The 24,340-nt window shown below is 59.4% G+C and carries 26 protein-coding genes; 11 read left to right on the forward strand and 15 right to left on the reverse strand.

Annotated features, from left to right (window positions below; translation table 11 throughout):
* Positions 1-392: 392 nt before the first annotated feature.
* A complete protein-coding gene (gene yhcN, locus ACP39K_RS15540) occupies positions 393-656 on the forward strand; it encodes a peroxide/acid stress response protein YhcN (protein WP_004933574.1) in 264 nt (87 codons plus the stop codon).
* A gap of 120 nt (positions 657-776) precedes the next feature.
* Positions 777-1,040, forward strand: a complete 264-nt coding sequence (gene yhcN / locus ACP39K_RS15545) for a peroxide/acid stress response protein YhcN (RefSeq protein ID WP_497008644.1) — start codon at positions 777-779, stop codon at positions 1,038-1,040.
* Positions 1,041-1,237: 197 nt separating this feature from the next.
* Here the strand turns inward: yhcN (ACP39K_RS15545) and mpl are convergent, their stop codons facing one another.
* Positions 1,238-2,617, reverse strand: a complete 1,380-nt coding sequence (gene mpl, locus ACP39K_RS15550) for a UDP-N-acetylmuramate:L-alanyl-gamma-D-glutamyl-meso-diaminopimelate ligase (RefSeq protein WP_016929338.1) — start codon at positions 2,615-2,617, stop codon at positions 1,238-1,240.
* Positions 2,618-2,786: 169 nt separating this feature from the next.
* On the opposite strand from mpl, the gene fbp reads away from it, so the two are divergent.
* On the forward strand, positions 2,787-3,791 hold the full coding sequence (gene fbp / locus ACP39K_RS15555; RefSeq protein ID WP_004933587.1) for a class 1 fructose-bisphosphatase: 1,005 nt from the start codon (positions 2,787-2,789) through the stop codon (positions 3,789-3,791).
* A gap of 45 nt (positions 3,792-3,836) precedes the next feature.
* Here fbp and ACP39K_RS15560 read toward each other — a convergent pair whose 3' ends face one another.
* Entirely contained in the window at positions 3,837-5,390 is a 1,554-nt protein-coding gene (locus tag ACP39K_RS15560; protein WP_016929339.1) for a methyl-accepting chemotaxis protein, read from the reverse strand.
* Positions 5,391-5,650: 260 nt separating this feature from the next.
* Between ACP39K_RS15560 and ppa the strand changes: the two genes are divergently transcribed.
* A complete protein-coding gene (gene ppa, locus ACP39K_RS15565) occupies positions 5,651-6,181 on the forward strand; it encodes an inorganic diphosphatase (RefSeq protein WP_004933594.1) in 531 nt (176 codons plus the stop codon).
* 52 nt (positions 6,182-6,233) lie between these two features.
* On the opposite strand, the gene ACP39K_RS15570 is transcribed toward ppa, so the two are convergent.
* From ACP39K_RS15570 to tamA, 3 genes are read right to left on the reverse strand one after another with little or no spacing between them, the layout of a single operon-like run.
* Positions 6,234-6,581, reverse strand: a complete 348-nt coding sequence (locus ACP39K_RS15570; protein ID WP_004933596.1) for a gamma-glutamylcyclotransferase family protein — start codon at positions 6,579-6,581, stop codon at positions 6,234-6,236.
* Positions 6,582-6,583: 2 nt separating this feature from the next.
* The gene (gene tamB, locus ACP39K_RS15575; RefSeq protein ID WP_497008645.1) at positions 6,584-10,402 is read right to left on the reverse strand and encodes an autotransporter assembly complex protein TamB; all 3,819 of its coding nucleotides are present in this window, start codon (positions 10,400-10,402) and stop codon (positions 6,584-6,586) included.
* Positions 10,399-12,117 carry an autotransporter assembly complex protein TamA gene (gene tamA, locus ACP39K_RS15580; protein ID WP_249339672.1) on the reverse strand — a complete coding sequence of 573 codons (1,719 nt, stop codon included), beginning with the start codon at positions 12,115-12,117 and terminating at the stop codon, positions 10,399-10,401. Before tamA ends, tamB begins: the two co-directional genes overlap by 4 nt.
* Positions 12,118-12,424: 307 nt before the next feature.
* Between tamA and msrA the strand changes: the two genes are divergently transcribed.
* Both msrA and paeA read left to right on the forward strand, forming a co-directional pair.
* Entirely contained in the window at positions 12,425-13,063 is a 639-nt protein-coding gene (msrA, locus tag ACP39K_RS15585) for a peptide-methionine (S)-S-oxide reductase MsrA (protein ID WP_086013601.1), read from the forward strand.
* A gap of 180 nt (positions 13,064-13,243) precedes the next feature.
* The gene (gene paeA, locus ACP39K_RS15590; protein WP_016929344.1) at positions 13,244-14,575 is read left to right on the forward strand and encodes a polyamine export protein PaeA; all 1,332 of its coding nucleotides are present in this window, start codon (positions 13,244-13,246) and stop codon (positions 14,573-14,575) included.
* Between the two features lie 68 nt (positions 14,576-14,643).
* On the opposite strand, the gene ACP39K_RS15595 is transcribed toward paeA, so the two are convergent.
* A complete protein-coding gene (locus ACP39K_RS15595; protein WP_004933604.1) occupies positions 14,644-14,850 on the reverse strand; it encodes a DUF1107 domain-containing protein in 207 nt (68 codons plus the stop codon).
* 330 nt (positions 14,851-15,180) lie between these two features.
* Here ACP39K_RS15595 and ACP39K_RS15600 point away from each other — a divergent pair, with 330 nt between their 5' ends.
* Complete coding sequence (locus ACP39K_RS15600; RefSeq protein WP_025159587.1) at positions 15,181-15,738, forward strand: YtfJ family protein; 558 nt, start codon at positions 15,181-15,183, stop codon at positions 15,736-15,738.
* A 1-nt stretch (position 15,739) separates the two neighbouring features.
* On the opposite strand, the gene cysQ is transcribed toward ACP39K_RS15600, so the two are convergent.
* Positions 15,740-16,480, reverse strand: coding sequence for a 3'(2'),5'-bisphosphate nucleotidase CysQ (gene cysQ / locus ACP39K_RS15605; RefSeq protein WP_004933611.1), 741 nt, complete (start codon positions 16,478-16,480; stop codon positions 15,740-15,742).
* 255 nt (positions 16,481-16,735) lie between these two features.
* Between cysQ and ACP39K_RS15610 the strand changes: the two genes are divergently transcribed.
* A complete protein-coding gene (locus ACP39K_RS15610; protein ID WP_497008646.1) occupies positions 16,736-18,688 on the forward strand; it encodes a bifunctional 2',3'-cyclic-nucleotide 2'-phosphodiesterase/3'-nucleotidase in 1,953 nt (650 codons plus the stop codon).
* A 98-nt stretch (positions 18,689-18,786) separates the two neighbouring features.
* Here the strand turns inward: ACP39K_RS15610 and bamJ are convergent, their stop codons facing one another.
* Complete coding sequence (bamJ, locus tag ACP39K_RS15615) at positions 18,787-19,407, reverse strand: BamJ family beta-barrel-assembly machinery protein (protein ID WP_497008647.1); 621 nt, start codon at positions 19,405-19,407, stop codon at positions 18,787-18,789.
* Positions 19,408-19,674: 267 nt separating this feature from the next.
* On the opposite strand from bamJ, the gene ACP39K_RS15620 reads away from it, so the two are divergent.
* Positions 19,675-20,349, forward strand: a complete 675-nt coding sequence (locus ACP39K_RS15620) for an OapA family protein (RefSeq protein WP_497008648.1) — start codon at positions 19,675-19,677, stop codon at positions 20,347-20,349.
* A gap of 3 nt (positions 20,350-20,352) precedes the next feature.
* Here the strand turns inward: ACP39K_RS15620 and ACP39K_RS15625 are convergent, their stop codons facing one another.
* The 5 genes from ACP39K_RS15625 to rpsF all read right to left on the reverse strand — a co-directional run bounded on the left by ACP39K_RS15625 (position 20,353) and on the right by rpsF (position 22,266).
* Entirely contained in the window at positions 20,353-20,706 is a 354-nt protein-coding gene (locus tag ACP39K_RS15625; protein ID WP_033638912.1) for a DUF488 domain-containing protein, read from the reverse strand.
* A 111-nt stretch (positions 20,707-20,817) separates the two neighbouring features.
* Positions 20,818-21,270, reverse strand: coding sequence for a 50S ribosomal protein L9 (gene rplI / locus ACP39K_RS15630; protein ID WP_004933629.1), 453 nt, complete (start codon positions 21,268-21,270; stop codon positions 20,818-20,820).
* 39 nt (positions 21,271-21,309) lie between these two features.
* Positions 21,310-21,537, reverse strand: coding sequence for a 30S ribosomal protein S18 (gene rpsR / locus ACP39K_RS15635; protein ID WP_000135199.1), 228 nt, complete (start codon positions 21,535-21,537; stop codon positions 21,310-21,312).
* 4 nt (positions 21,538-21,541) lie between these two features.
* Positions 21,542-21,859 carry a primosomal replication protein N gene (gene priB, locus ACP39K_RS15640; protein ID WP_049233092.1) on the reverse strand — a complete coding sequence of 106 codons (318 nt, stop codon included), beginning with the start codon at positions 21,857-21,859 and terminating at the stop codon, positions 21,542-21,544.
* A gap of 8 nt (positions 21,860-21,867) precedes the next feature.
* Positions 21,868-22,266, reverse strand: a complete 399-nt coding sequence (rpsF, locus tag ACP39K_RS15645) for a 30S ribosomal protein S6 (RefSeq protein ID WP_004933634.1) — start codon at positions 22,264-22,266, stop codon at positions 21,868-21,870.
* Between the two features lie 236 nt (positions 22,267-22,502).
* Here rpsF and ACP39K_RS15650 point away from each other — a divergent pair, with 236 nt between their 5' ends.
* Positions 22,503-22,709: a hypothetical protein gene (locus ACP39K_RS15650; RefSeq protein WP_147881899.1), complete on the forward strand. Its 207-nt coding sequence runs from the start codon at positions 22,503-22,505 to the stop codon at positions 22,707-22,709.
* Between the two features lie 10 nt (positions 22,710-22,719).
* Positions 22,720-22,986: a YdgH/BhsA/McbA family protein gene (locus ACP39K_RS15655; RefSeq protein ID WP_004933636.1), complete on the forward strand. Its 267-nt coding sequence runs from the start codon at positions 22,720-22,722 to the stop codon at positions 22,984-22,986.
* A 99-nt stretch (positions 22,987-23,085) separates the two neighbouring features.
* Here ACP39K_RS15655 and ACP39K_RS15660 read toward each other — a convergent pair whose 3' ends face one another.
* Together ACP39K_RS15660 and yjfP are read right to left on the reverse strand one after the other, a co-directional pair.
* On the reverse strand, positions 23,086-23,460 hold the full coding sequence (locus tag ACP39K_RS15660; RefSeq protein WP_497008649.1) for a hypothetical protein: 375 nt from the start codon (positions 23,458-23,460) through the stop codon (positions 23,086-23,088).
* A 124-nt stretch (positions 23,461-23,584) separates the two neighbouring features.
* Positions 23,585-24,337: an esterase gene (gene yjfP / locus ACP39K_RS15665; protein WP_033638915.1), complete on the reverse strand. Its 753-nt coding sequence runs from the start codon at positions 24,335-24,337 to the stop codon at positions 23,585-23,587.
* Positions 24,338-24,340: the final 3 nt, after the last annotated feature.

The raw sequence follows: 24,340 nt of genomic DNA on the forward strand, positions 1-24,340 counted from the left end.
AACAAAGTGCGGCTGTAAACCGCATTTTGTTAGCGCTTCTTTAACCCTCGCATTACCTTCCCAGCCTTCAACCGCGTTTAACACTGCTTTTTTATCCCGCAACAACACATTTCCATGACATATCCATGTAACCAGCAGTACCCACTGTGATCTTCCGCACTTTTGGTCAAAATCACTTACCTTATTGAAATTACATAAATTTAACATCAAAAGATCGTTTTATGAGCGTTTTTTATTCCTTACGGTTATAAAAAATAAGGATCATGAGGTTAAAGTTTCACTAGCAACTGTTAGCGAACTATTAATTTTTCGCGTTACTAGCTGTATACTCATTTTCGTGAACTGAATCACAGTTCGTTGGAACTGATAAAAGAATACGATGAGGTGAGATGATGAAAATTAAAGCTACCGTTGCAACCCTGAGCGTTCTGTCCATGCTTTCCTTTGGTGCATTCGCAGCACAATCTGTTGATGCTACCCAGGCCGCAAAACTGCAGCCCGCCGGTGTGATCACCGTGAGCGGCGTCGCCGCTGCGCCTTCCGACATTCGCCAGGCGCTGTCCGACAAAGCTGACGCCAAAGGGGCGACCGCTTACCGCGTAATCGAAGCGCGCAACGACGGCAACTTCCACGCGACCGCTGAAATCTACAAATAAGTAACGGCATTACCCGGCAACGGGCAATACCTCTCTGGAATCAAACGCTGTCATAACGGCCTTCAAGAATAAAAATCGCTGCCAAGCCCTTCCAGGCTGTTATGAACAAGGATCGCTATCATGAACATAAAAACTACTCTTGCTGCACTCGGTTTGCTGTCCGTCATCTCCTTCGGCGCATCTGCCGCCCAGTTGGTGACTAACGATCAGACCGCCAATCTGCAATCTATCGGCACCATTACCGTCAGCGGTATCGACGGCGCGCCGACCGATATTCGCCAGGCGTTGTCGGAGAAAGCCGACGCGAAAGGCGCGACCGCCTACCGCGTGATCGAAGCCCGTAACGAAGGCAACTACCACGCCACCGCCGAGATTTACAAATAACAACTCTGGGAACGGCTTTGCAGAGCTGATTACCCTCGTCACTGCCACTGCCGAGTTCTGACGCAAACGCCGATTTCCCAGAGACCCTCTCGTCGTCCTATCCGACGAACCCCGTTGCCCTCGCTCGCGAGGGCTTTTTTATGGGCGTAAAAAAGGCCGCGAATGCGGCCCTTAGATTGGCTTATGCGGCTGAACGATCAGTAGGTCACCTTCGGTTCCTGCTTTTTCGCCAACGCGTCCAGCAAGCGATCGTGAATGCCGCCGAAACCGCCGTTGCTCATCACCAGAATGTGGTCGCCCGGCTGCGCGGTTTTCACCACCATCTCCACCAGCGTATCGAGATCCGCGCTCCAATGCGCCGGCTGCACGCAGGCATCCGCCACTTCCGCGACCTGCCACGGAATGTGGTGCGGCTGGAACAGGAACACTTCGTCGGCGCGGCCGAGCGAAGGCGCCAGATCGTTTTTGCTGATGCCCATTTTCATGGTGTTGGATCGCGGCTCCAGCACCGCCAGAATGCGCGCCGTGCCGCCGACCTTGCCGCGCAACGCGGCCAGAGTGGCCAGGATCGCCGTCGGGTGGTGCGCGAAATCGTCGTAAACCGTGACGCCGTTGGCTTCGCCACGCAGCTCCAGGCGGCGGCGGGCGTTGATGAAATCGCCCAACGCGCGGCAGGCGTCCGCCGGCTGCACGCCGACGTGACGGGTCGCGGCGATGGCCATCAGGCCGTTATGCATGTTGTGCTCGCCCACCAGCGCCCAGTTCACTTCGCCGACCTGCTCGCCGTCGAGGAACACCGCGTAGTGGCTGGCGTCCGGCGTCAGCTTCTGCGCACGCCAGGCGCCCTCTTCGCCCACCAGCTCCTGTTCGCTCCAGCAGCCCATCGCCATCACCTGCTTCAGGTGGCTGTCGTTGTCCGGCAGGATGATCTTGCCTTTGCCCGGCACCAGGCGCACCAGGTGGTGGAACTGTTTCTGGATGGCTTTCAGATCGTCGAAGATATCGGCGTGGTCGAACTCCAGGTTGTTCATGATCAGCGTGCGCGGGCTGTAGTGCACGAACTTGGAGCGTTTGTCGAAGAACGCGCAGTCATACTCGTCGGCCTCGATCACGAAGAACGGGCTGCCGCCGAGGCGGGCCGAGACGTCGAAGTTGCCCGGCACGCCGCCGATGACGAAGCCGGGCTGGTAGCCGCAGGCTTCGAGGATCCAGGTCGCCATGCCGGCGGTGGTGGTTTTGCCGTGGGTGCCGGCGACCGCCAGTACCCAGCGATCGCGCAACACGGCATCGTGCAGCCACTGCGGGCCGGAAACGTAAGGGATACCGCGCTCCAGCACCGCCTCCACGCACGGGTTGCCGCGCGTCATGGCGTTGCCGATGATCACCAGATCCGGCGCCGGATCCAGCTGGGCGGGATCATAACCCTGAATCAGATCGATCCCCTGGTTCTCCAGCAGCGTGCTCATCGGCGGATAGACGTTGGCGTCCGAACCGGTGACGTCATGCCCCAGTGAGCGCGCCAGCATCGCCAGCCCGCCCATAAAGGTGCCACAGATCCCAAGAATGTGAATGCGCATAGGTTTCTCATGTGAGTGCATCGAATGTCGGCATATTCTAACGCTCAGAATCGTCCAGAAGAAATGGATTTGCCTATGAATGGCGCGCATCTTTGGGCTACACTGCTCGCGAAAACGTTGGCGGTTTGTTAACAGGCCGCTATCCATCCGTAGATTCAGGGATTGTGTCATGAAAACGTTAGGCGAATTTATCGTCGAGAAACAGCACGACTTCTCGCACGCCACCGGCGAGCTGACCGCGTTACTTTCTGCCATTAAACTGGGCGCCAAAATCATCCACCGCGACATCAACAAGGCCGGCCTGGTTGATATTCTGGGGACCAGCGGGGTGTCCAACGTACAGGGCGAAGTTCAGATGAAACTGGACCTGTACGCGAACGAAAAACTGAAAGCGGCGTTGAAAGCGCGTGGTGAAGTTGCGGGTATCGCTTCCGAAGAAGAAGATGAAATCGTGATATTCGACGGCGAGCGAGCTGAAAATGCCAAGTATGTCGTATTGATGGATCCGTTGGACGGTTCGTCCAACATCGATGTCAACGTCTCGGTCGGTACGATTTTCTCTATCTATCGTCGCATCACGCCAGTCGGCACGCCGGTGACCGAAGAAGACTTCCTGCAGCCGGGCAGCGCCCAGGTCGCAGCGGGTTACGTGGTTTACGGCTCGTCCACCATGCTGGTGTACACCACCGGTTACGGCGTCCACGCCTTCACGTACGATCCGTCTCTGGGCGTGTTCTGTCTCTCTCACGAGAAAGTGCGCTTCCCGGCGAGCGGCAACATGTATTCCATCAACGAAGGCAACTACATCAAGTTCCCTCTCGGCGTGAAGAAATACATCAAGTACTGCCAGGAGCAGGATGAAGCGACGCAGCGCCCTTACACCTCGCGCTACATCGGTTCTCTGGTGGCGGACTTCCACCGCAACCTGCTGAAAGGCGGCATCTACATCTACCCAAGCACCGCCAGCCACCCGCAAGGCAAGCTGCGCCTGCTGTACGAATGCAACCCGATGGCGTTCCTGGCCGAACAGGCCGGCGGCAAGGCCAGCGACGGCAAAAATCGCATTCTGGACATCACGCCGGTGAAACTGCACCAGCGCGCGCCATTCTTCGTCGGCACCAAGTCGATGGTGGAAGACGCAGAACGCTTCATCGCCGAAAACCCGGACGAGTAACGCGTTTCTGGCAAGGGTTCGGCGCCACGCCGAACCCCTATCGCCTTACAGCTTGAACGCCGCCATGCTCTGCGCCAGCAGCTGAGCCTGATCTTCCAGCGAGCGCGTCGCCGCCGCCGACTCTTCCACCAGCGCCGCATTCTGCTGCGCCACCTGATCCATCTGCGCCACCGCCAGGTTCACCTGTTCGATACCGCTGCTTTGTTCCCGCGTCGCCGCCGAGATCTCACGCATCAACGCCGTCACCCGGCCCACTTCACCGGTGATACCGCTCATGGTCTGCGCCGCCGACTCCACCATCTGCTCGCCTTCCTGCACCCGGTTCTGCGACGCTTCGATCAACCCTTTGATCTCTTTCGCCGACTGGGCGCTGCGCTGCGCCAGATTGCGCACTTCGCCGGCCACCACCGCGAAACCGCGGCCCTGTTCGCCGGCGCGCGCCGCTTCCACCGCTGCGTTCAACGCCAGGATATTGGTCTGGAAGGCGATGCCGTCCATCACGCTGATGATGTCGGCGATGCGGCGCGAGCTGTCGGTGATCGCCTGCATCTTGCTCATGACCTGACTGACCACGTCGCTGCCCTGGTTGGCGATATCGGACACGCTCAGCGCCAGCTGATTGGCCTGCTCGCAGTTCTCGGCGTTCATTTTCACCGTCGAAGTCAGCTGTTCCATGCTGGCGGCGGTCTCTTCCAGCGACGCGGCCGACTCTTCGGTACGCTGCGCCAGATGCAGGTTGCCGGCCGCCAGTTCGCGCGAACCGGTGTCGATCTGGCTGCTGGCGTCACGCACTTTGCTGACCGAACTGGCCAACGCCTGCTGCATGCGCTGCATCGCCCGCACCAGGCGGCCCATCTCGGTATCGCCCTCACCACGGATCTCATGGGTCAGATCGCCGCCGGCGATGTGTTCCAACTGCGCGATGGACTCATCCAACGGGCGCAAAATGATCACGCGCAGCGCGAACCAGGCCAGCACCGCCAGCAGCACGCTGAGCAGGCCCGCCACCACGATCAACGAGATCTTGGTGCTGGCGTTGTTTTCCGCGTCATACACCTGCTTTTCGCCGAGCTTCATGGCGAAGCTGCGGAAATCGCTGAGATCCTTTTCAAACGCGATGCTCAACGCAGAGATGCGGGTCTCCTGAATATGGTAATACTCATCGATTTTACCGGCCTTGATGGCGGCGGCCATCGGCTTCACGCCCTGCTCGAGGTAGGCGCGATAGCTGTTTTGCAGACGATTGGAGAGTTCGCGGCCGCGCTCGGTCACGGTGCCGACGCCGACAAAGCGCGCCATTTCCTTGTTCGACTGCTCGAGGTAGCCGTAAATGCGGCCCACGGTGGCGTCAGCGACATCGATCTGGCCGATCTCCCGTTGGCGCACCGCCAGCGAGGCGGCGGTGCGGGCGCGCAGCGTCAGGTTGGAGCTGTTGGCCAGCGAGCCCAGCTCTTCGCCGAGGATCTGGTTTAAGGTATGGATCGAGCGCGATCCTTCGTTAATCGCATTGACGCCAATAACGCTGACCATGATCAGCAGCATGGTCATCAGGCTCAGCAGGGCGATCAGCCCAGCCTTCACCGTAATCTTTTTTAGCATGAGTTCTTCCCGGCTTCAGAATAGTGAGATCAGACGTAGTAGGGGTGGCAAAACGCGGAGCCAGCTTTGCTGGCTCATTATTGTTTGTTGAAGTTATCGGCAGGCGGAGACAAAACTTCATGCCGCGGCGGGATTAATCTGGAAATTATCCCTGCGCCGGCACGCGGGGTTTTCAACGATGAAAAGGGCAGGAAATCGCAAAAGAGTCCGCTATAATAGCCGCCACTCCATTTCTGGTTTGATGATTAAAGGAAACCGACATGAGCTTGAATCTGGTCCCTGCTGGCAAAGACCTGCCGGAAGACATCTACGTAGTAATCGAAATCCCGGCCAACGCCGATCCAATCAAATACGAAATCGACAAAGAAACCGGCGCGCTGTTCGTTGACCGTTTCATGTCCACCGCGATGTTCTACCCGTGCAACTACGGCTACATCAACCACACTCTGTCTCTGGACGGTGATCCGGTTGACGTGCTGGTCCCAACCCCATACCCGCTGCAGCCGGGCTCCGTGATCCGCTGCCGTCCGGTTGGCGTGCTGAAGATGACCGACGAAGCCGGTGAAGACGCCAAGCTGGTTGCGGTACCGCACAGCAAGCTGACCAAAGAGTACGATCACGTGAAAGACGTGAACGACCTGCCGGAACTGCTGAAAGCCCAGATCGCTCACTTCTTCGAGCACTACAAAGATCTGGAAAAAGGCAAATGGGTGAAAGTGGAAGGCTGGGCAGACGCTGCCGCGGCTAAAGCGGAAATCATCGCCTCCTTCGAACGCGCTGCCAAGAAGTAATTTTCGCCGCCGTCCGATGAAAAAACACCGCTCATTGAGCGGTGTTTTTTTATTACTGATCTTCGAGGCGTTTCAGCCAGTCACCGCTGGTAATTCGCGGGTAACCGTCCACGCTGTGTTTATACAGGTAGATCCACGCACTCCCATAAGGCGTCTGAATCAGCTCGCGCTTATAGTCCTTGGTGTTGCTTTTCAGTTCGTCCAGCTCTGCCAGAATCGATGAGTTAATACGATACACTTCGCAATGTATCGTGCCCTCTCCAGGGATCGCCGCCGGGTAATGGCCCAGATTATAAATCTGATAGCCTTCGAGCTCGTGCTCGCCGAGCCATTGGGCGTTGGTCATCCAATGGCTGTTTCCCTGTTTGCGCCGTAAACTGCCGTAGACAATTATTCGCATCGCTAAAACTCAAACTGATAGAGCAAATCTAATGCCTGGTCGAGACCAGACACCGCTTCAAGATACAACTTAGGCATCAGGCGATAACGCAACGTCAGCGTGGCCAGCGAGTCGAAAATGCCCACCCCATATTTTACTTGTAAGCCTGGGAGGACATAGCCGCTCACGACAACCTGGGAATTGTCGCCAACCCCTTGGGTGTCCAGAGCCAAATTACTCACGCCGAATGCCTCGCCGATTTTACCCACAAGTTGACCACTTTGTGCAACCCCCATGCCGATTAACATCGACGTCATGGCGTTGCCGTCGGCGCCGGAGCTGTTCAAGCCCTGGCCGCGCAGCAGATAAGACAGGGCTTCCTGTTGCGATTTGGCCGGATCGGAGAACACTTCCAGCTTCGGCGCATCCGCCAGGCCGGTCACGCGCACGCCGGCGGTCACGTCGTCCTCGGTGGATTCCGGGTTGCGGATCGCTTCGATATTGAGCAGCGGCTGATCCGGCGGGCCGGAGAACATCAGCTGCCCTTTACGCACGATCAAATCCTGACCATAAGCATGGAAGCGACCGGAAGGGATGTCAATCTGGCCGTTGAGGCCCAGCCCTTTCTTGTCCTGCACCACTTTCAAATCTCCCTTCAAACGGGCTTTCAGGCCAAAGGCGTCCAGCCGCACGTCGTTGCCGACGTGGATCATCAGGTTGCTGTTGATCGGGATCGAGGCGGTCTTCGGTTGAATCGGCTTCAGCTGATCGTCCAGCATGACTTCGTCGGAAGAGACGCCCACCGCGCTTTCCGGCAGCTCCTGCACCGTGATGCGCGCCCAGGGAATGTCGACCTTGCCGTTGAGCGAGAACAGCTGCGGCGTGGCTTCGAACACCAGATCCGGCGATACGTCGATGCGGATCATCGGCGGCACCGTCACCCGCAGCTTGTCACCCTTGGCGGCAATGCGCGCGCGCCAGGCGTTGATGTCACGCCAGTCGGCATCGCCCGCCAGATTCAGCTGGCCGCGCGTGGTGCTGAGCAGCCCTTCCAGCGTCGAGGTCATGCCGTTGAAATTCACCGCCAGCCGCGCGTCGGTCATATCGAACGGCATCCAGTGCCCCTGCACCTTCGCCCGATCCAACGCCAGACGCCCGAACACCAGCGGCTTCTGCGCGCTGCCGCCCAGACGCAGGTTGGCGTTCAGCATGCCCGCCGCGCTTTCGCCCTTCATCAGCGCCGGGTTGATCAGCGCCAGCGAGATGTTGGTGATATTGACGTTGCCGCTGATGGTGCGCCGCACCTGCGGATCCGCCACCTGGATATTGCCGTCGAACTGGCCGTTGTTGGTCAGTTTGATCCGCCAGTCGGCCTGCGCGCGGCCGTTGTTCAGGCCGGCGTTGAGGGTCAGCGCATCGAAGGCGATCGGCAACGCGTTGCCCTGCACCTGCTGCACCACCTTGACGCCGTTGCCGGCGAGCGTGACTTTCGCCTCCGGCAGCGCGCCGCCCGGCTTCCAGCTAACGTCGGCCCGGCCGGTGAACACGCCGCTCAGGGCGGTTTCCGGGCCAAGGAACGGCTTGATCATCGCCAGATCGAACCGGTTGAGCACCACGCTGGCCTGGCCGCTCTGGCCGGCTTCAATGGTCTTTGGCACGCACAGCTCGGCGTTCGGGTTCTGCCAACAGTGCGGCCCGACGCTGATTTTCTGCTCGGCGTTCAGGTAGTCCAGCGCGATGGCGCGCGTCAGGCGCCACTCCCCTACCGGCGTATCGAAGCGGGTATTGTTCAAATTGCCGCGCCAGCGCTGCTGCTGACGATCGAAGCTGCCCTGCAGCGCCAGCTGGCCGGAGACCGGTTTGCCGTCGATCTTCAACTGCAGTTGGTGCTGCTTCTCGCTGCCCTTGGCGTCGAGGGTCAGCAGGCTGACCTCCAGCGCGTCCTGCTTCAGCTGCTCGACACGTACCGCCAACTGCCCCTGAATCTGATCCGTGGAGCGCACGTCGCCGTCGATCTTCACGCGGTTGATGCGCAGCGCCTGCCACTGCAGGCCGGAAGCGGTCAAATCCGCCAGCAGCTGCGGCGCCTGCAGATTGCCGCGCAGTTTCAACAGCCCTTTGGCGGTGCCGCCGAGGCCCGGCAGCGCGCCGTCCAGACGCGGCGCGTCGATGTTGGCGTCCAGGTTCCAGCTCTTCTCGTCCAGCTGCCCTTTGACGTTCAACTGGTTGCGCCCCAGCGTCAGATCGATGCCGGGGATTTTCCACTGCCCGGCGGCGTTACCGCTCAGCGTGCCGCGCGCCGTGACCTTATTCTGCTTCACGTTGCCGTCCAGCTGCAGCACCGGCACCTGCAGCTGCCAGCTGCCGCCGTGCAGGCTGCCGCGCGTGGTGATCTTGCCATCCAGCTTCGCCGGCCATTCCGGCCACTGCTTGGCGGTATTGATGCCGCTCAGCGTCAATTGCGAGGTCCAACTGATGGCCTTGCTCCAGTCCACTAGCGCGGTGAGGTCGGTATTGCCCTGCAGCGCCGCCAGCCGCAGGCGCTCCAGCTTGAACTGCTCGACGTTGCCTTTGCCGTCCAGCGTCAGCACCGCCGGAGGCAGATCCTGGCCTTTCAGATTGGCGCGCGTCGACAGCGCGTAATCGGTCGCCTTGCCGTTAAAGCGCAGGCGGAAATCGTTGACCTGGTACTGCGCCTCGCCGCTCAGCGGCCATTTCAGCTGTTTGCTCTGCAGCGTCAGCGCCAGCGGCAGGCCGGCTTCGGCCAGCCGAGTTTGCACATCGAGCTGGGCGCCGACCGGGCCGGACAGGTTCAGCACCACCTTCAGCTCGTCACGCAACCCGCCGCCGATGTTCAGCTTCACCTTCTCGCCCTTCAGCGGATCAATGTTCAACGCGCTGTTGGCGGTCAGCGCCACCGGCCAGTCGCCGGTCAGGGTCGCCTGCCCCTGCACCGACAGCGTGCCCTGCGGCGACTTCACGTCGAAATTGTCCAGCTGGATATGCTGATCCTGCGTGCTGGCCTGCAGCAACAGGCTCGTGATCAGCACGTCGGTATCGCCGGTCAAGCGCAGCTGTTCGCCGCTGATCTCTTTCACGGTGATATCCAGCGGCAGGCGGATGTCCGGCAGATCCGGCAACAGCGGTTTGGCGAACAGTTCCTTCAGCGTTTCGCCGAGCGGCTTCTCTTCCGGCTGCGGCGCCGGTTTCGCCGCGTCGGTGACCTGCTCGCCGACCTTTTTCGCCACCTCGACCGCCGGTTGCACCGCTTCCGGCAACGGATTTTGCGGCGTTTTCGGCAAGGCGATCAGCAACGAGCCGATCTTGGTCGGCATCAGCGTCAGCGCGCGCTCTTGCCACTGCGCGCCGGTGCGGAACTCGGCCAGAGAGATGGCGGTATCGTCGACGGTGACCTTGACGTTATTCAGCGCCAACAGGCGCAGGGTGATCGGATAAGGGGTGCTGAGATTGGTGGTCGGCTCACTGCTCTCCTCCACCGGCGCGGAGGGCGCCATTTCTTTGGTGTTCACCGCCACGTCCACGTCCTGAGCGGTCAAGGCGTTGACGCACAGCGAGCTGCGTTTAAAGCAGGAGAGATCGAGGGACAGATGGAATTGCCCGGCGTTGACCGTCACGCCCGGCATCTGATACTTCACCCCCTTCAGCGTCAGATCGCGCCAGCCGCCGCTGACGCCGGCGATCTCCAGCCCCGGCACCCAGCGCGCCGCGCCGTTGATGACCATATGCAAACCGGTGGTAGTGCCCACCAGAAAGGCCAGCCCGCCGATCAGCAACAGCAGGACGACCAGAAATCCGAGACAAATCTTTTTAACCAGGCTCATAGTTCAGGCCCCAAACCGATGTAGAACTGCATCCCGTGGGTGTCCTTGTCCCCCACGGGCGCGGCGATATCCAGCTTCACCGGCCCCACCGGCGACTGCCAGCGCACGCCTACGCCGGCGCCGGTCTTGAAGTTGCTCTGCTTGATATCGTTCACCGCTTCACCGGAATCGACGAACATCGCCCCCCACCATTTGCCGGTCACGTTGTATTGGTACTCCAGCGAGCCGGTCAGCATCTTGGAGGCGCCGGTCAGCTTGCCGTCGTCGCCGCGCGGCGAAATGTCTTTGTACTTGTAGCCGCGAATGCTGCGGTCACCGCCGGCGAAGAAACGCAGATCCGGCGGCACCTTGTCGAAGTCGTTGGTTTCGATCCAGCCCACCTGCCCGCGCGCCACGAAACGGTGCTTGTCGGCCAGGGTGCGGATCCAGACGTTCTGCGCCTGCATCAGCGCGAAGTCCACGCCGGAGCCCCAGGAGGTGTCGGATACGTCGATGGAATAGCGCTGGCTGTCGCCCCAGGTCGGCATCAGCCCGCCGCGCGAACGGGTGCGGTTGAAGCTGACGCCGGGGTACAGCAGCATGGTGGTATTGCTGACGTTGCCCTGGGTAAAGTTATCCCAGCGCCAGGTCAGGTTGATCGCCCGCTGCCAGCCGCTGGAGAGATCCCAGTTGCGCGAGGCCACCACTTTGGAGGTCACGGATTTGGTGTCGTTAAGATCGACGTTCTTGAGCCCGCCCTGCAGCAGGTAATACTGCTCCAGCGGATTCTTCAGCAACGGGATCTTATAGGTCAGATCCAGCTGCTGCTCCGGCGCCGACACGCTGGCGCTGGTTTCCAGGCTATGCCCGCGATCGTTGAGCCAGGGCTTTTTCCAGGTGCCTTTCACCCGCGGGCCGACGTCGGTGGAATAACCGATACCGGTTTCGACGGTGTTGCGCGTGCGCGGCGTCACCAGCGCGTCCAACGGCAAAATCTTGTTCTCTTTGGCATCGTTGAAATCAGGGGACACCACCACCGAGTTAAACCAGTTGGTGGCGGACAAACGGCGATTCAGCTCGGCCAAATCCTCCGAACTGTAGTAATCCCCCTGATGAAAGGGCACCAGATTTTGCAGATAGTCTTCGCGAATTTGCGAACCGGTGAATTTCACCTTGCCGAAGCGGTAACGTTCGCCGCTGTTGAAATCGATATCCCAAAACGCCTTGTGCAGATCTTCGGCCACGCCGAGCTGGCTTTTGGTCATATCGGCGTCGAAGTAGCCTTTGCGCAGCGCCAGGCCGGTCAGCGAGCCTTTGAAACTGTCATACTTGCCGTGGTTGAGGATCTCGCCGATGGTCGGCCGCCCCTTCTTTACCAGCGTCAGGTAGTCCTCATCGGTCTTTGCGCCGCCCTCCAGCACGATGTTGGCGCCGGCGATGCGCACCGGCTCGCCCGGATTGACCTTGGCGTGCAACACCGGGCGCGACATCCCCGGCCGATCGTCCAGCGTAAACTCGATGGTCGGCTGGTAATAGCCGAGCGCGCGCAGCCCCTGGCGCACCGCCTCATCCACCCGCGCGCGGAAGCGGCCGTCGGTGCCAACCTCTTCAGGCGTGATCGACGACAGCCGCACCCGGACGTTTTTTTCCAACTCTCCGCTTAACCCCTCCACCTGCAGCCGCACGTTGGCCGCATAGGCTGCAGGTGCCGCAAGCAACACAGATATCAAGCACATGACCGGGTACTTTGGCACGTGTTCTCCTTATTGATTTTACTGTCCTGTTATGGTGTTCGCTCCGGGGCCAGGGCAGACTCCGCGCTATCATGACGGCAGCCCTCTTCAACCTTATTCCGGACGCCGCCCGCCGCGCTTTGCCACCGCCGCGCAACAGGCGAATTCTTCACTTTTGGCGCTCAAAATACTGCGTTAAGCTTATACAAAATCCAACTTGCCGCTTATTGTGGGCAAAGACGCGGTGAGATACAACCGAACCACCGCCATGTAGGGTCAATTCTTACTGTGACAACAGGAGTCAACCGTGGTGCCATTTTTTGATAAATCACAAACCGTCGATAAGGCAAGCGCGCTGCCTGGCCGCACCACGCCAATGCCTGTCGCAACGCTCAACGTGGTCACCGAGCACTCGATGACCCAGGTGCCGGCAGGCATGGACGTGGCGATCTTCGCCATGGGCTGTTTCTGGGGCGTTGAGCGTCTGTTCTGGCAACAGCCGGGCGTCTACAGCACCGCCGCCGGCTACAGCGGCGGCTATACGCCGAACCCGACCTACCGCGAAGTGTGCAGCGGCCAGACCGGCCACGCCGAAGTGGTGCGCGTGGTGTTCGATCCGCAGATCGTCAGCTACAAACAGCTGCTGCAGCTGTTCTGGGAAAATCACGATCCGGCGCAGGGCATGCGCCAGGGCGGCGACGTCGGCACGCAGTACCGCTCGGCGATTTATACGCTGAGCCCAGAGCAGCAGGCCGAGGCGGAAAGCAGCCTGCAACGCTTCCAGCAGGCGATGGACGCGGCGGGCGACAAGCGCGTCATCACCACCGAGATCGCGCCGGCGCTGCCGTTCTATTACGCGGAAGACGATCACCAACAGTACCTGTACAAGAACCCGGAAGGCTACTGCGGGCTGGGCGGCATCGGCGTTTGCCTGCCGCCGCAGGGCTGATTTGATGCCGGCCGGCGGCACTTTTTTAACCGCTGGCGGCCCCTGTGGGGCAACTGCTATACTATGCGGGCCGCTTCTGCGGCCCGATAGCTTCCCTTCTGGTTGTTATCGCTGCTTTTTTTACTATGTACTACCCTTCCTCAAGAGCGCCGTCATCCCGTCGGCACGTATGGATAGATTATGTTAAACAGTATTTTACTGATTCTTTTTCTGATCGCGGTGAGTGCGTTCTTCTCACTGTCGGAAATCTCTCTGGCCGCCTCGCGCAAGATCAAACTGAAGCTGATGGCTGACGAAGGTAACGTCAACGCCGCCAGAGTGCTCAAGCTGCAAGAAACCCCTGGCATCTTCTTCACCGTGGTGCAGATCGGCCTGAACGCCGTGGCCATCCTCGGCGGTATCGTGGGCGACGCGGCTTTCTCTCCCACCTTCAAGGTGTTGTTCGATCGTTTCCTGTCGCCCGAATTGGCGGAACAGGTCAGCTTCATCTGCTCTTTCGTGCTGGTGACCAGCCTGTTTATCCTGTTCGCCGATTTGACCCCGAAGCGCATCGGTATGATTGCACCAGAGACGGTCGCCGTCCGGATCATCAACCCGATGCGTTTCTCCATCATGATCTTCCGCCCGCTGGTGTGGTTCTTCAACGGCATGGCCAACCTGATCTTCCGCATGTTCAAGCTGCCGATGGTGCGTAAGGACGACATCACCTCCGATGACATCTACGCGGTGGTGGAAGCCGGCGCCCTGGCGGGCGTGCTGCGCAAGCAGGAGCACGAGCTGATTGAAAACGTGTTCGAACTGGAATCGCGCACCGTGCCGTCTTCGATGACCTCGCGCGAAAGCGTGGTGTACTTCGATCTGCGCGAAAGCGAAGAGAGCATCAAGGAGAAGGTCTCGACCCATCCGCATTCCAAGTTCCTGGTGTGCGACGGCCATATCGATCAGGTGGTGGGTTACGTCGATTCCAAAGACCTGCTGAACCGCGTGCTGGGCAACCAGAGCCTGGTGCTGAGCAGCGGCGTGCAGATCCGCTCGGCGCTGATCGTGCCGGATACGCTGACGCTGTCCGAAGCGCTGGAAAGCTTCAAAACCGCCGGCGAAGACTTCGCGGTGATCCTCAATGAATATGCGTTGGTGGTGGGCATCATCACGCTTAACGACGTGATGACCACGCTGATGGGCGATCTGGTCGGCCAGGGCCAGGAAGAGCAGATCGTGGCGCGCGACGAAAGCTCATGGCTGATTGAAGGCGGCACGCCGATCGACGACGTGATGCGCGTGCTGGACATCGATGAGTTCCCTCAGGCGGGCAACTACGAGACCATCGGCGGCTTTATGATGTATATGCTGCGCAAGATCCCGAAACGCACCGACTTCGTCAAATACGCCGGCTACAAGTTCGAAGTGGTGGATATCGACAGCTACAAGATAGACCAGCTGCTGGTCACCCGACTGAGCGACAAACCGGCGGCGGTGCTGCCGAAAGCGCCGGACGACGCGCCTGCGGCCTGACGGCGGTAAGACAAAAACATCAGCGGCCCCATCGGGGCCGCATTTTTTTACCGCTGTCAGCGAGGTGTTCACCCCATCTCGGTCTGCAACAGCAGCACCTGACGGTTCACTTCAGACATCACGCTGAAATGGCGCTTGTCGCGAATCTTCGGCGGCAGGATTTTCCCCTCGTCGAATTCAAATGCGCCCACGTCCTTGATATACAGCCTTCCGCGAAACAGGGTCTTAACGTACTTTGCCACTTTCAAAGGGTTATAACGCTGGAAGATTCTCATTCTTTTACGCTCCTCCCGTTGATCCATGCGCTCAGCGAGCCGCCAAAGGTGGCAGCCTCGAAATTCAGAACGCAACTTGATTGCATGTAGTAGACCCAGTAAAGACCAGAACGTTCACTTCTGCCCGGATTTCTACGCTGGATTTACACTTTTTGACAGAATTGTATATGATAATTTATAACGTTTTCAGGATATCCCTTCAAAATCTGATGATTAGCGAACCAAGGGAAAATCTGCGATCCGGTTAACAGGACAGACCTCTTATCACATCCTATGCTTTAGGCTGTCGAAGTGCTGTCGCACAAATTCCCCCCATTACAAGGAGAAAGCATGAAAACAAGTCGCATGCTGATGGTATCCCTGCTGCTCGCCCCGCTTTTCGCTTCCGCGCACAACTTCCAGCTCCAGCAGCGCGTGGCGCCGGTCGGCGTCAGCGACAAAGGAGAGCTCAATTACGCTGACGGTAATTTTAGCTACCAAAACTGGAACAGCGCGCAGCTCAGTGGAAAAGTGCGAGTGATACAACATATTGCCGGCCGCAGCTCCGCCAAAGACATGAACGACCCACTGATTGAAGCGATCAAGAAAGCGAAGCTACCACACGATCGTTACCAAACGACGACAATCGTCAACACCGACGATGCCCTGATGGGCACGGCGATGTTCGTGCGCAGCAGCATTGAAGACAGCAAGAAGGAGTTTCCATGGTCGCAGTTTATCGTCGACAGCGACGGCAACGTGCGCAAAGCCTGGGATCTGCAGCCGAAAGGCTCCGCCATCGTGGTGCTGGATAAGCAAGGGCGCATCCAGTTCGCCAAAGACGGCGCGCTGACGCCGGAAGAGGTGCAGCAGGTGATGTCCAAACTGCACCAGTTGTTGGCGAACTAACTCAGAACAGCGACACCCGGAAGCCGGGGTTGAGGAAAGATTCACGCGGGGTATAGAGCAATGGCTTACCCTGCCAATCGTGAATTTGCGCCCCGGCGGCCACCGCCACCGCATGCCCTGCGGCGGTATCCCAAATGTTGGTCGGCCCGAAGCGCGGATAGAGCTGCGCCTTGCCTTCCGCCACCAGACAGAACTTCAGCGAGGAACCGACTGACACGGTCTGGTGCTCGCCCAGCTGCTGCAAATAATCTTTCAGTTCGTCGTCGATATGCGAGCGGCTCACCACCACCAGCGGCGGATGCGCGTTGCTGACGCCGATCGCCTGCCGCACGCCCTTCTCTTCTTTCCAGGCCTTGCCGCGCTCCGCCAGATACAACACGTCGATCGCCGGGGCGTACACCACCCCCATCACCGCCTGCCCGTCTTCAATCAGGGCGATATTGACCGTGAACTCGCCGTTGCGGTGCAAAAACTCTTTGGTGCCATCCAGCGGATCGACCAGCCAGTAACGCGTCCAGCTGCGGCGCTCTTCCCACGCCGGCGGATCCTCTTCCGACAGCAGCGGCACCTCGGGCGTCAGCGCCGCCAGGCCGCGCTTGATGATGTGATGCGCCGCCAGATCGGCCGCCGTCACCGGTGAATCATCTTTTTTCTGTGCGACATCAAGCGGTTGTTCACCGTCGTACACCGCCATGATCGCCGCCCCCGCCTCGCGGGACAGTTGGCAAATTCGCTCTAACATCATGCACCTCAACTCCGCATCTCCGTGGGAAATTTCCCCCTGTCTCTGCTAGCAGACTAGTTTTTTTTACGCCGAATATCCATCTCAACCGCCTAAGCCCCGGGAATTCCTCAGTTCTTGTTGGGCACAACTGTGAACTTCCCCGCGTTACCCGCCGCCGTTTTCTGCCACACTTCACAGTTTGCTGTGGCAAGCAATGTTAATTACATTTCCCTCTGCGATAACACTCGAATAATGGAATGGAGAGAACCCCAAATGATGAAGCATCCACTGACGCTGTCCGCGCTTGCGCTGCTGGTGTGCGCCTCCGCGCAAGCGGCCACCGTCGATCTGCGCGTGCTGGAAACCACCGATCTGCACAGCAATATGATGGACTTCGATTACTACAAGGACACGCCGACCGACAAGTTCGGCCTGGTGCGCACCGCCAGCCTGATCCAACAGGCGCGCCAGCAGGCCGCCAACGCGGTGTTGGTGGACAACGGCGACATCATTCAGGGCAGCCCGCTCGGCGACTACATGGCGGCCAAGGGGCTGAAACCGGGCGACGTGCACCCGGTCTATAAGGCGATGAACACGCTGGACTACGTCGTCGGCAACATCGGCAACCATGAGTTCAACTATGGGCTGGACTACCTGAAGAACGCCATCACCGGCGCCAAATTCCCGTATATCAACGCCAACGTCATCGACGCCAAAACGCAAAAACCGCTGTTCACGCCGTACATCATCGTCGATACGCCGGTGAAAGACCGCGACGGCAAGGCGCATACGCTGCGCATCGGCTACATCGGCTTCGTGCCGCCGCAGATCCTGGTGTGGGACAAGGCCAACCTGCAGGGCAAAGTGACGGTGGACGACATCACCGCCACCGCCAAGCGCTACGTGCCGCAGATGCGTAAAGAGGGCGCCGATCTGGTGGTGGCGATCCCGCATTCCGGGCTGTCCAGCGAGCCTTACAAGGCGATGGCGGAAAACTCGGTCTATTACCTCAGCCAGGTGCCGGGCATCGACGCCATCATGTTCGGCCACGCTCATGCGGTGTTCCCGAGCAAGGACTTTGCCAACATCAAAGGCGCGGATATCGACAAAGGTCTGCTGAACGGCGTGCCGGCGGTGATGCCGGGACAATGGGGCGATCATCTCGGCGTGGTCGACCTGCAGCTCAACAACGATGGCGGCAGCTGGAAAGTGACCGCCGCCAACGCGGAAGCGCGGCCGATCTACGACAAAGAGAACAAGAAATCGCTGGCGGCGGAAGATGCCGCGCTGGTGAAGGCATTGGCGGACGATCACAAAGGCACGCGCGAGTTCGTCAGCCAGCCGATCGGTAAATCCGACGGCAACATGTACAGCTACCTGGCGCTGGTGCAGGACGACCCGACGGTGCAAATCGTCAACAATGCGCAGAAAGCCTACGTCGAACATTACATCCAGGGCGATCCGGATCTGGCCGGTCTGCCGGTGCTGTCGGCGGCGGCGCCGTTCAAGGTCGGCGGCCGCAAGAACGATCCCGCCAGCTTCGTCGAAGTGGAAAAAGGCCAGCTCACCTTCCGCAACGCCGCCGATCTCTATCTCTACCCCAATACGTTGGTGGTGGTGAAGGCGAGCGGCAAAGAGGTGAAAGAGTGGCTGGAGTGCTCCGCCGGCCAGTTCAACCAGATCGACGTCAACAGCGCCAAGCCGCAGGGCTTGATCAACTGGGACGGCTTCCGCACCTATAACTTCGACGTGATCGACGGCGTCAATTACCAGATCGACGTCAGTCAGCCGGCGCGCTACGACGGCGAATGCCAACTGATCAACGACAAGGCGGAGCGTATCAAGCAGCTGACCTTCAACGGCAAGCCGATCGATCCGAACGCCACCTTCCTGGTCGCCACCAACAACTACCGCGCCTACGGCGGCAAGTTTGCCGGCACCGGCGACAAACATATCGCCTTCGCTTCGCCGGATGAAAACCGCTCGGTGCTGGCGGCCTACATCAGCGCCGAAACTCAGCGGCATGGCGCGGTGCGCCCGCAGGCGGACAACAACTGGCGTTTGGCGAACTTCAGCAGCCAGCAACCGCTGGATATCCGCTTCGAGACCTCGCCTTCGGACAAAGCGGCAAGGTTTGTCAAAGCGCACGCCCAATATCCGATGAGCGCCGCAGGCAGCGACAGCATCGGCTTCGCGGTTTATCGCATCGATTTAAGCGGTAAGTGACGCGGTTTATGGCCGGCGCGCCCGGCCATTCATCGCTCGCCTGCGCGGCGCATAAAATAAGGGCGCCACGAAGGCGCCCAGAACAATCCTCGGTGGGATTACAGGATTTCCAGCAGCTCGACGTCGAACACCAGCGCGCTGAACGGCGGAATGGACGCGCCTGCGCCACGCTCGCCGTAGGCCAGGTTGTGCGGGATATACAGCTGCCATTTGGAACCGACCGGCATCAGGGTCAGCGCTTCGATCCAGCCTGGGATCACGCCGCTGACCGGGAATTCCGCCGGCTGGCCGCGCTCAACCGAGCTGTCGAACACGTCGCCGTTGATCAAGCGACCGGTGTAGTGCACACGCACGCGATCCTGACGGGACGGGATTGGGCCGTTGCCCTGCTCCAGCACGGAGAACTGCAGGCCAGACTCGGTCAGCGTCACGTTGTCGCGCTTGGCGTTGTCGTCCAGGAATTTCTGGCCTTCAACCGCCATCGCCTGCTGGCGCTCGCGGCGCACCGCGTCAGCACGCTCGTGGATTTCACGCAGCGCACGGTGCACCACGTCTACCGGAACCGCCGGGGCATTCCCTTCCAGCGCGTCACGCAAACCCGCCAGCAAAGCTTCCGGTTGCAAACCTTCCAGCCCGGACTCTTGCAGCTGCTGGCCTACCTGTAAACCAATCCCGTAACTTGCTTGCGCTTCAACGCTGTCAAAAGAAGGGGTTGTCATGGGGTTTTCCTTAAGTCTGTAAAAAGTCGAAAGCGCAGCATAACAGCGCGTCAATGCCGGGTAAAATCTTGTGTGGAGAATGATGACTTTTGTCGTAGAAAAAGAAACAATAACCTTCTGTTAACGCCCGCAGCCGCAAACCCCGGCCCTGCCGCTCAGCCGCCTTTCACTTCAATCAGTTAGCGGACTATACTGAAAGCAGGATATCGGGCAGGCGACGCGCTTGCCGCGCCGCACTGATTATTACGCCGTCGAAGAGAGGTCACCATGGGCAGAATCGCGCCCAGGAGAAGGAAAACCACCCGCATCTACCAGCCGCTGATGCGCACCTGGCTGAACATCAGCCAGCGCCTGAAACCCGGCGCCGCACCCACGCAGGAAGACGCGGAACCGCCATCGGAGCCGCCATCGGCCAACGACAAAATGCAGCGGGTCAAAGCGCTGCTGATTAAAGTCTGGCATCTGCCGGACGGTTTCCATTGGATGGAACCGCTGCCCTACTTTCACCGCCGCTGGGTGCTGATCTTCGGCATCATCCTGCTGCTGGCGTTGCTGTGGCCCTACTCGCCCGAAAGACAGCCGTTCCCGGTCTCTCAGCAGGAAACCAGCGTGCCGCTGCAGGCCGAGCTGCAAAACGGCGGAAGCGCCGCCACGCCCGCCAACGAGCCGACGCCGGCGGGCAACTGGCAGCGTTATCAGATCCAGCCCGGCCAGACCCTGGCCCAACTGTTTCGCGACAACAATCTGCCGGTGAATGAAGTGTTCGCCATGGCGCAGGTGGAAGGCGGCGACAAGCCGCTGAGCAACATGAAAGCCGGCCAGGAAGTGCGCATTGAACGCGACGCCAACGGCGTGATTAGCGCACTGTCGGTCACCACGGCAGACAATAGCCAGGCGCTGTTCCGCCGCCAGGCCGACGGCAGCTACCGCCGGGAACGCTAATCTCTACAGCTGCGCCAGCAGAAACTCGCGCAGCACCACGCCCTGGTTGTGCTCGGTATCTTTACTGCCATACAGCAGCGTCAGCGCGTGCCCCTGCCGTAACAGCGCCACCAGCGGCTGCCAGGCGTCGTTGGCCGCCAGTTGTTGGCGGTATCGCGTCTCAAAGGCTTCCCACTGGTCGGTATGCTGATGGAACCACTTGCGCAGCTCGTCATCCGGCGCCACCTGTTTCAACCACTGCACGCCCGTCAACCGCTCTTTGCTGATGCCGCGCGGCCATAGCCGGTCTATCAGATAACAATGTTCCGGCGCCGGCGCGCTGAAATCGTAAACCCGCTGTAGCGTAATCGTTGCCATCGCACGCTCTCCTTTTCATCCCGTCTTCAAGCGTAGCGCGTTTTGCCGGGCGCAGAAAAGCAAAACGCCAGCGCGAGGCTGGCGTTTTAACCGGGTTAACAGCAGCGTAAATTACGCTTCTGCAACCACAACTACATTCAGCTGTGCGAACACGTCGCTGTGTACCTGGAAGTGCACTTCGTGCTCGCCAGTGGTACGCAGAACGCCGTTCGGCAGACGAACTTCGCTCTTGGCAACTTCAACGCCTGCCGCAGTCACTGCGTCAGCGATGTCGCGGGTGCCGATAGAGCCGAACAGTTTACCTTCGTCGCCAGATTTGGAAGCGATGGTGACTGAACCCAGTTCGTTGATCTTGGTTGCGCGAGCTTCAGCAGCAGCCAGAACGTCAGCCAGTTTGGCTTCCAGTTCAGCACGGCGTGCTTCGAAGAACTCAACGTTTTTCTTGGTAGCAGGAACAGCTTTGCCCTGTGGTACCAGGAAGTTACGAGCGTAGCCCGCTTTAACGTTAACTTGATCACCCAGGCTGCCCAGGTTTGCTACTTTATCAAGCAGAATAACTTGCATTACCTTATCCTCTCAAAGTCGTTAATGGACAGTGGCCGATTACTGATGACGATCAGTGTACGGCAACAAAGACAGGTAGCGCGCGCGCTTGATAGCACGGGCCAGCTGGCGCTGATATTTTGCACGAGTACCGGTGATACGGCTCGGTACAATTTTACCACTTTCGGTGATGTAGTTTTTCAGCGTAGCGATGTCTTTATAGTCAATCTCTTGAACGCCTTCCGCGGTGAAACGGCAGAACTTGCGACGACGGAAATAACGTGCCATTTGGCTAGTCTCCAGAATCTATCAATTCAATCTGCTCGGCATGCAGAACCAATTTGCTCAGCCCGTTGCGCCCTTGATGGCAGCTTACAAAGCCTTGCACGGTAATCTGACTGCCGACCGTTAATCTTTGAGTTAGTGCTTGTGACTGTTGTCCGCTGACAACCACGGGCATTCGGCACCATGCTTGTCTGCTGAATCCGGCTTCCATCTGCTGCGAACGGTGCTCTAGCACAAATTGGCAGTGCGGTATCCCGGAAGGACTCACTTTTCGAACCGGCGCCTTGCACACAGTGCCCGACAAAACCAGACGATTAGCCGTCACGGCGGCAATTACTCTTCAGAATCCCCAGCATCTGCATCATCTGCGGTTTCGTTAGCGAAGTCTTCGCGGCGATCGCCACGACGTTCGTCTTTCGCTTTAACCATCGGAGATGCTTCAGTTACCGCGTGCTTAACGCGCATAACCATGCTGCGGATAACGGCGTCGTTGAAGCGGAAGTTAGTTTCCAGCTCATCGATCGCTTCCTGCGGCGCTTCAACGTTCAGCAGAACGTAGTGAGCTTTGTGCAGTTTGTTGATCGGATAAGCCAGCTGACGGCGGCCCCAGTCTTCCAGACGGTGAATCTGACCTTGCGCGTTAGTGATGGTAGCACTGTAACGCTCGATCATGCCCGGAACCTGTTCGCTTTGGTCAGGATGGACCATAAAAACGATTTCGTAATGACGCATCGAATTGCTCCTTACGGATTATTCAGCCTCCTGTCAGGGTCAACCGCGGCCCATGGAAGCAAGGAACGTGTTTAGTGTGCGGCTGAAAAATGACGCGTAATCATACTGACGCAGGGCGGGAAACTCAAGGACTGCGTGGGTTTTATTCGCGTTAATGCGAGGCGCTATGGGAAATAGCACGATTTGCTCGTGAGTGAACCTATGTACGCCGATCCATCAGTTTCAAAAATCTTTCAATGAAATCAGCGCTGAGTCACAAATCTATTTCATTTTTTTTGAAAGATGCCTTCAAAACACCCCGCTTTTTAATCGCCAGCAACGGACTAAAATTAACCATATCCGCCGCAGACAGCGCGACGAAAAAGATCCCAGGTTATTCAATGCAGATAAATGACTTTTTGCCGCAGCGACACTCGCTGTCAGGCCGTAACGGCAAAAAGTAAGAGAGGCACTATGAAACGCATCATTCTCGCGACGGCGCTTGCCGCCCTGTTCTCCGCCAACGTGATGGCCGCGACGGAGATCACCTCGCACCAGGCCGATCAACGCCAGAGCGTTGGCTTCGTCACCCTGAACCAGAACGTGGTCTCGCCGGATGACGCCAGCAGCCAGGTCAGTAAAATCGCCGATCAACGCGGCGCAAGCTCTTATCGCATCATCGCCCTGCACGAACCGGGCGACAACAGCACGATGCACGTTAGCGCCGAGCTGTACCGTTAAAAAGACGCGCCACGCCAGGGAAATCCCCAGGGCTTCATCAGAAAGCCCGTTCAGTTCGCACCGGAGCGCCGCCTGTCGGGCGCTCCACTTCCTCACCCATCACAGTTTGAGCAACGTCGGCGCACTGAACGCCTTGCCCGGATTGTGCAATTGCAGCGCCATCCGCAGATAGTTTGTCCGTGCCTGCAGCAGTTCGGCGCTTTCCTCCAGCGTCGCCCGCTGCTCGAAGGAGAGCGAGCCGGCCTTCGCGGTTTGCGTGGCCGCCGCTTTCGGCGCGGAGGCGAACAGCGCCGTCATGTTTTGCACCGTCTGCGCGGTGATGCACGACAGCGGATGCGCCTTGTTTTGCCGCGCCTTGCCGTCGGCTGCCCCCAGCATCTCGCTGAAGGCCGCTGAGTTAAGCTCGGCGCGCGCTTTCATCGTTCCCGCCAGCCCGCGCGCTGTCTCGGCCGTATTGCTGATACCCTTTATCATGCTCTCCGCTCCTTGCTGCCCCTGAAAGAACTCACGCTGACATTCTCCTCCGACATGCATGAAACAATGCCCGAAACAGCCCGCACAGAGCGGCGCAATTCCATGCATCGTGCCCGTCGGCGCATCACAGTTCGCGGCGGAAAAAGTCGGCCGTGGCGGACAGCGCCAGCGGCGTGATGCGGTGCTTCACCCCCGATTCGATGAGCGATGTCAAACGACCGTCCGCGCCTTGCCGCCGCAGTTCAGCCGCCAAACGCTGGCTGTCAGCCGCCGGCACCACGTCGTCCGTCTCGCCGTGCCACAGCAGCAGCGGCCGCCCGGCAATCGTCTCCAAACGCCCTTCCAGCTCATACTCCGCCAACACGGCGGTGCGCGCCGCAAACGCCGCCGGCGAGAGCGCCTCGCCCTCTTCGTCCAACGGCGGATACAGCGTTTGCGCCAGCGAACGGTAATAACCTGAGCCCATCAGGCTGGCGGCCGCCCGGATCCACGGGAAGCGCGCGAAGGCGCCGAGCGCGGTCATGCCGCCCATTGAGGCGCCGGCGACGCCGATGCGTCCGTCGGCTATCAGGCCAAGCCGCTCAAAATGCGCCTTGATCTGCGGCAGTTCGTCGATATTGCTGCGCAGGATCTCCCAGAACGACGCCAGGCGCCGCGTCTCATCGCCGTCGAACCGCTCGCCGTGCCGATCGGCATCCGGCAGCACCGCCCGAAAACCGGCGCGCGCCAGCGCATAGGCGAAGTAGGCGTACACCTCTTTCGACGAGGTATAACCATGGCAGAAGAACACCGTCGGCAGCGGCCGATGATACTGCCCCGCCGGCACCGCATGGATCACCGCAATATCGCCCACCCGCTCGTCATGAATTTCAATCATCCG

Source organism: Serratia sp. EC4, from assembly GCF_059652115.1.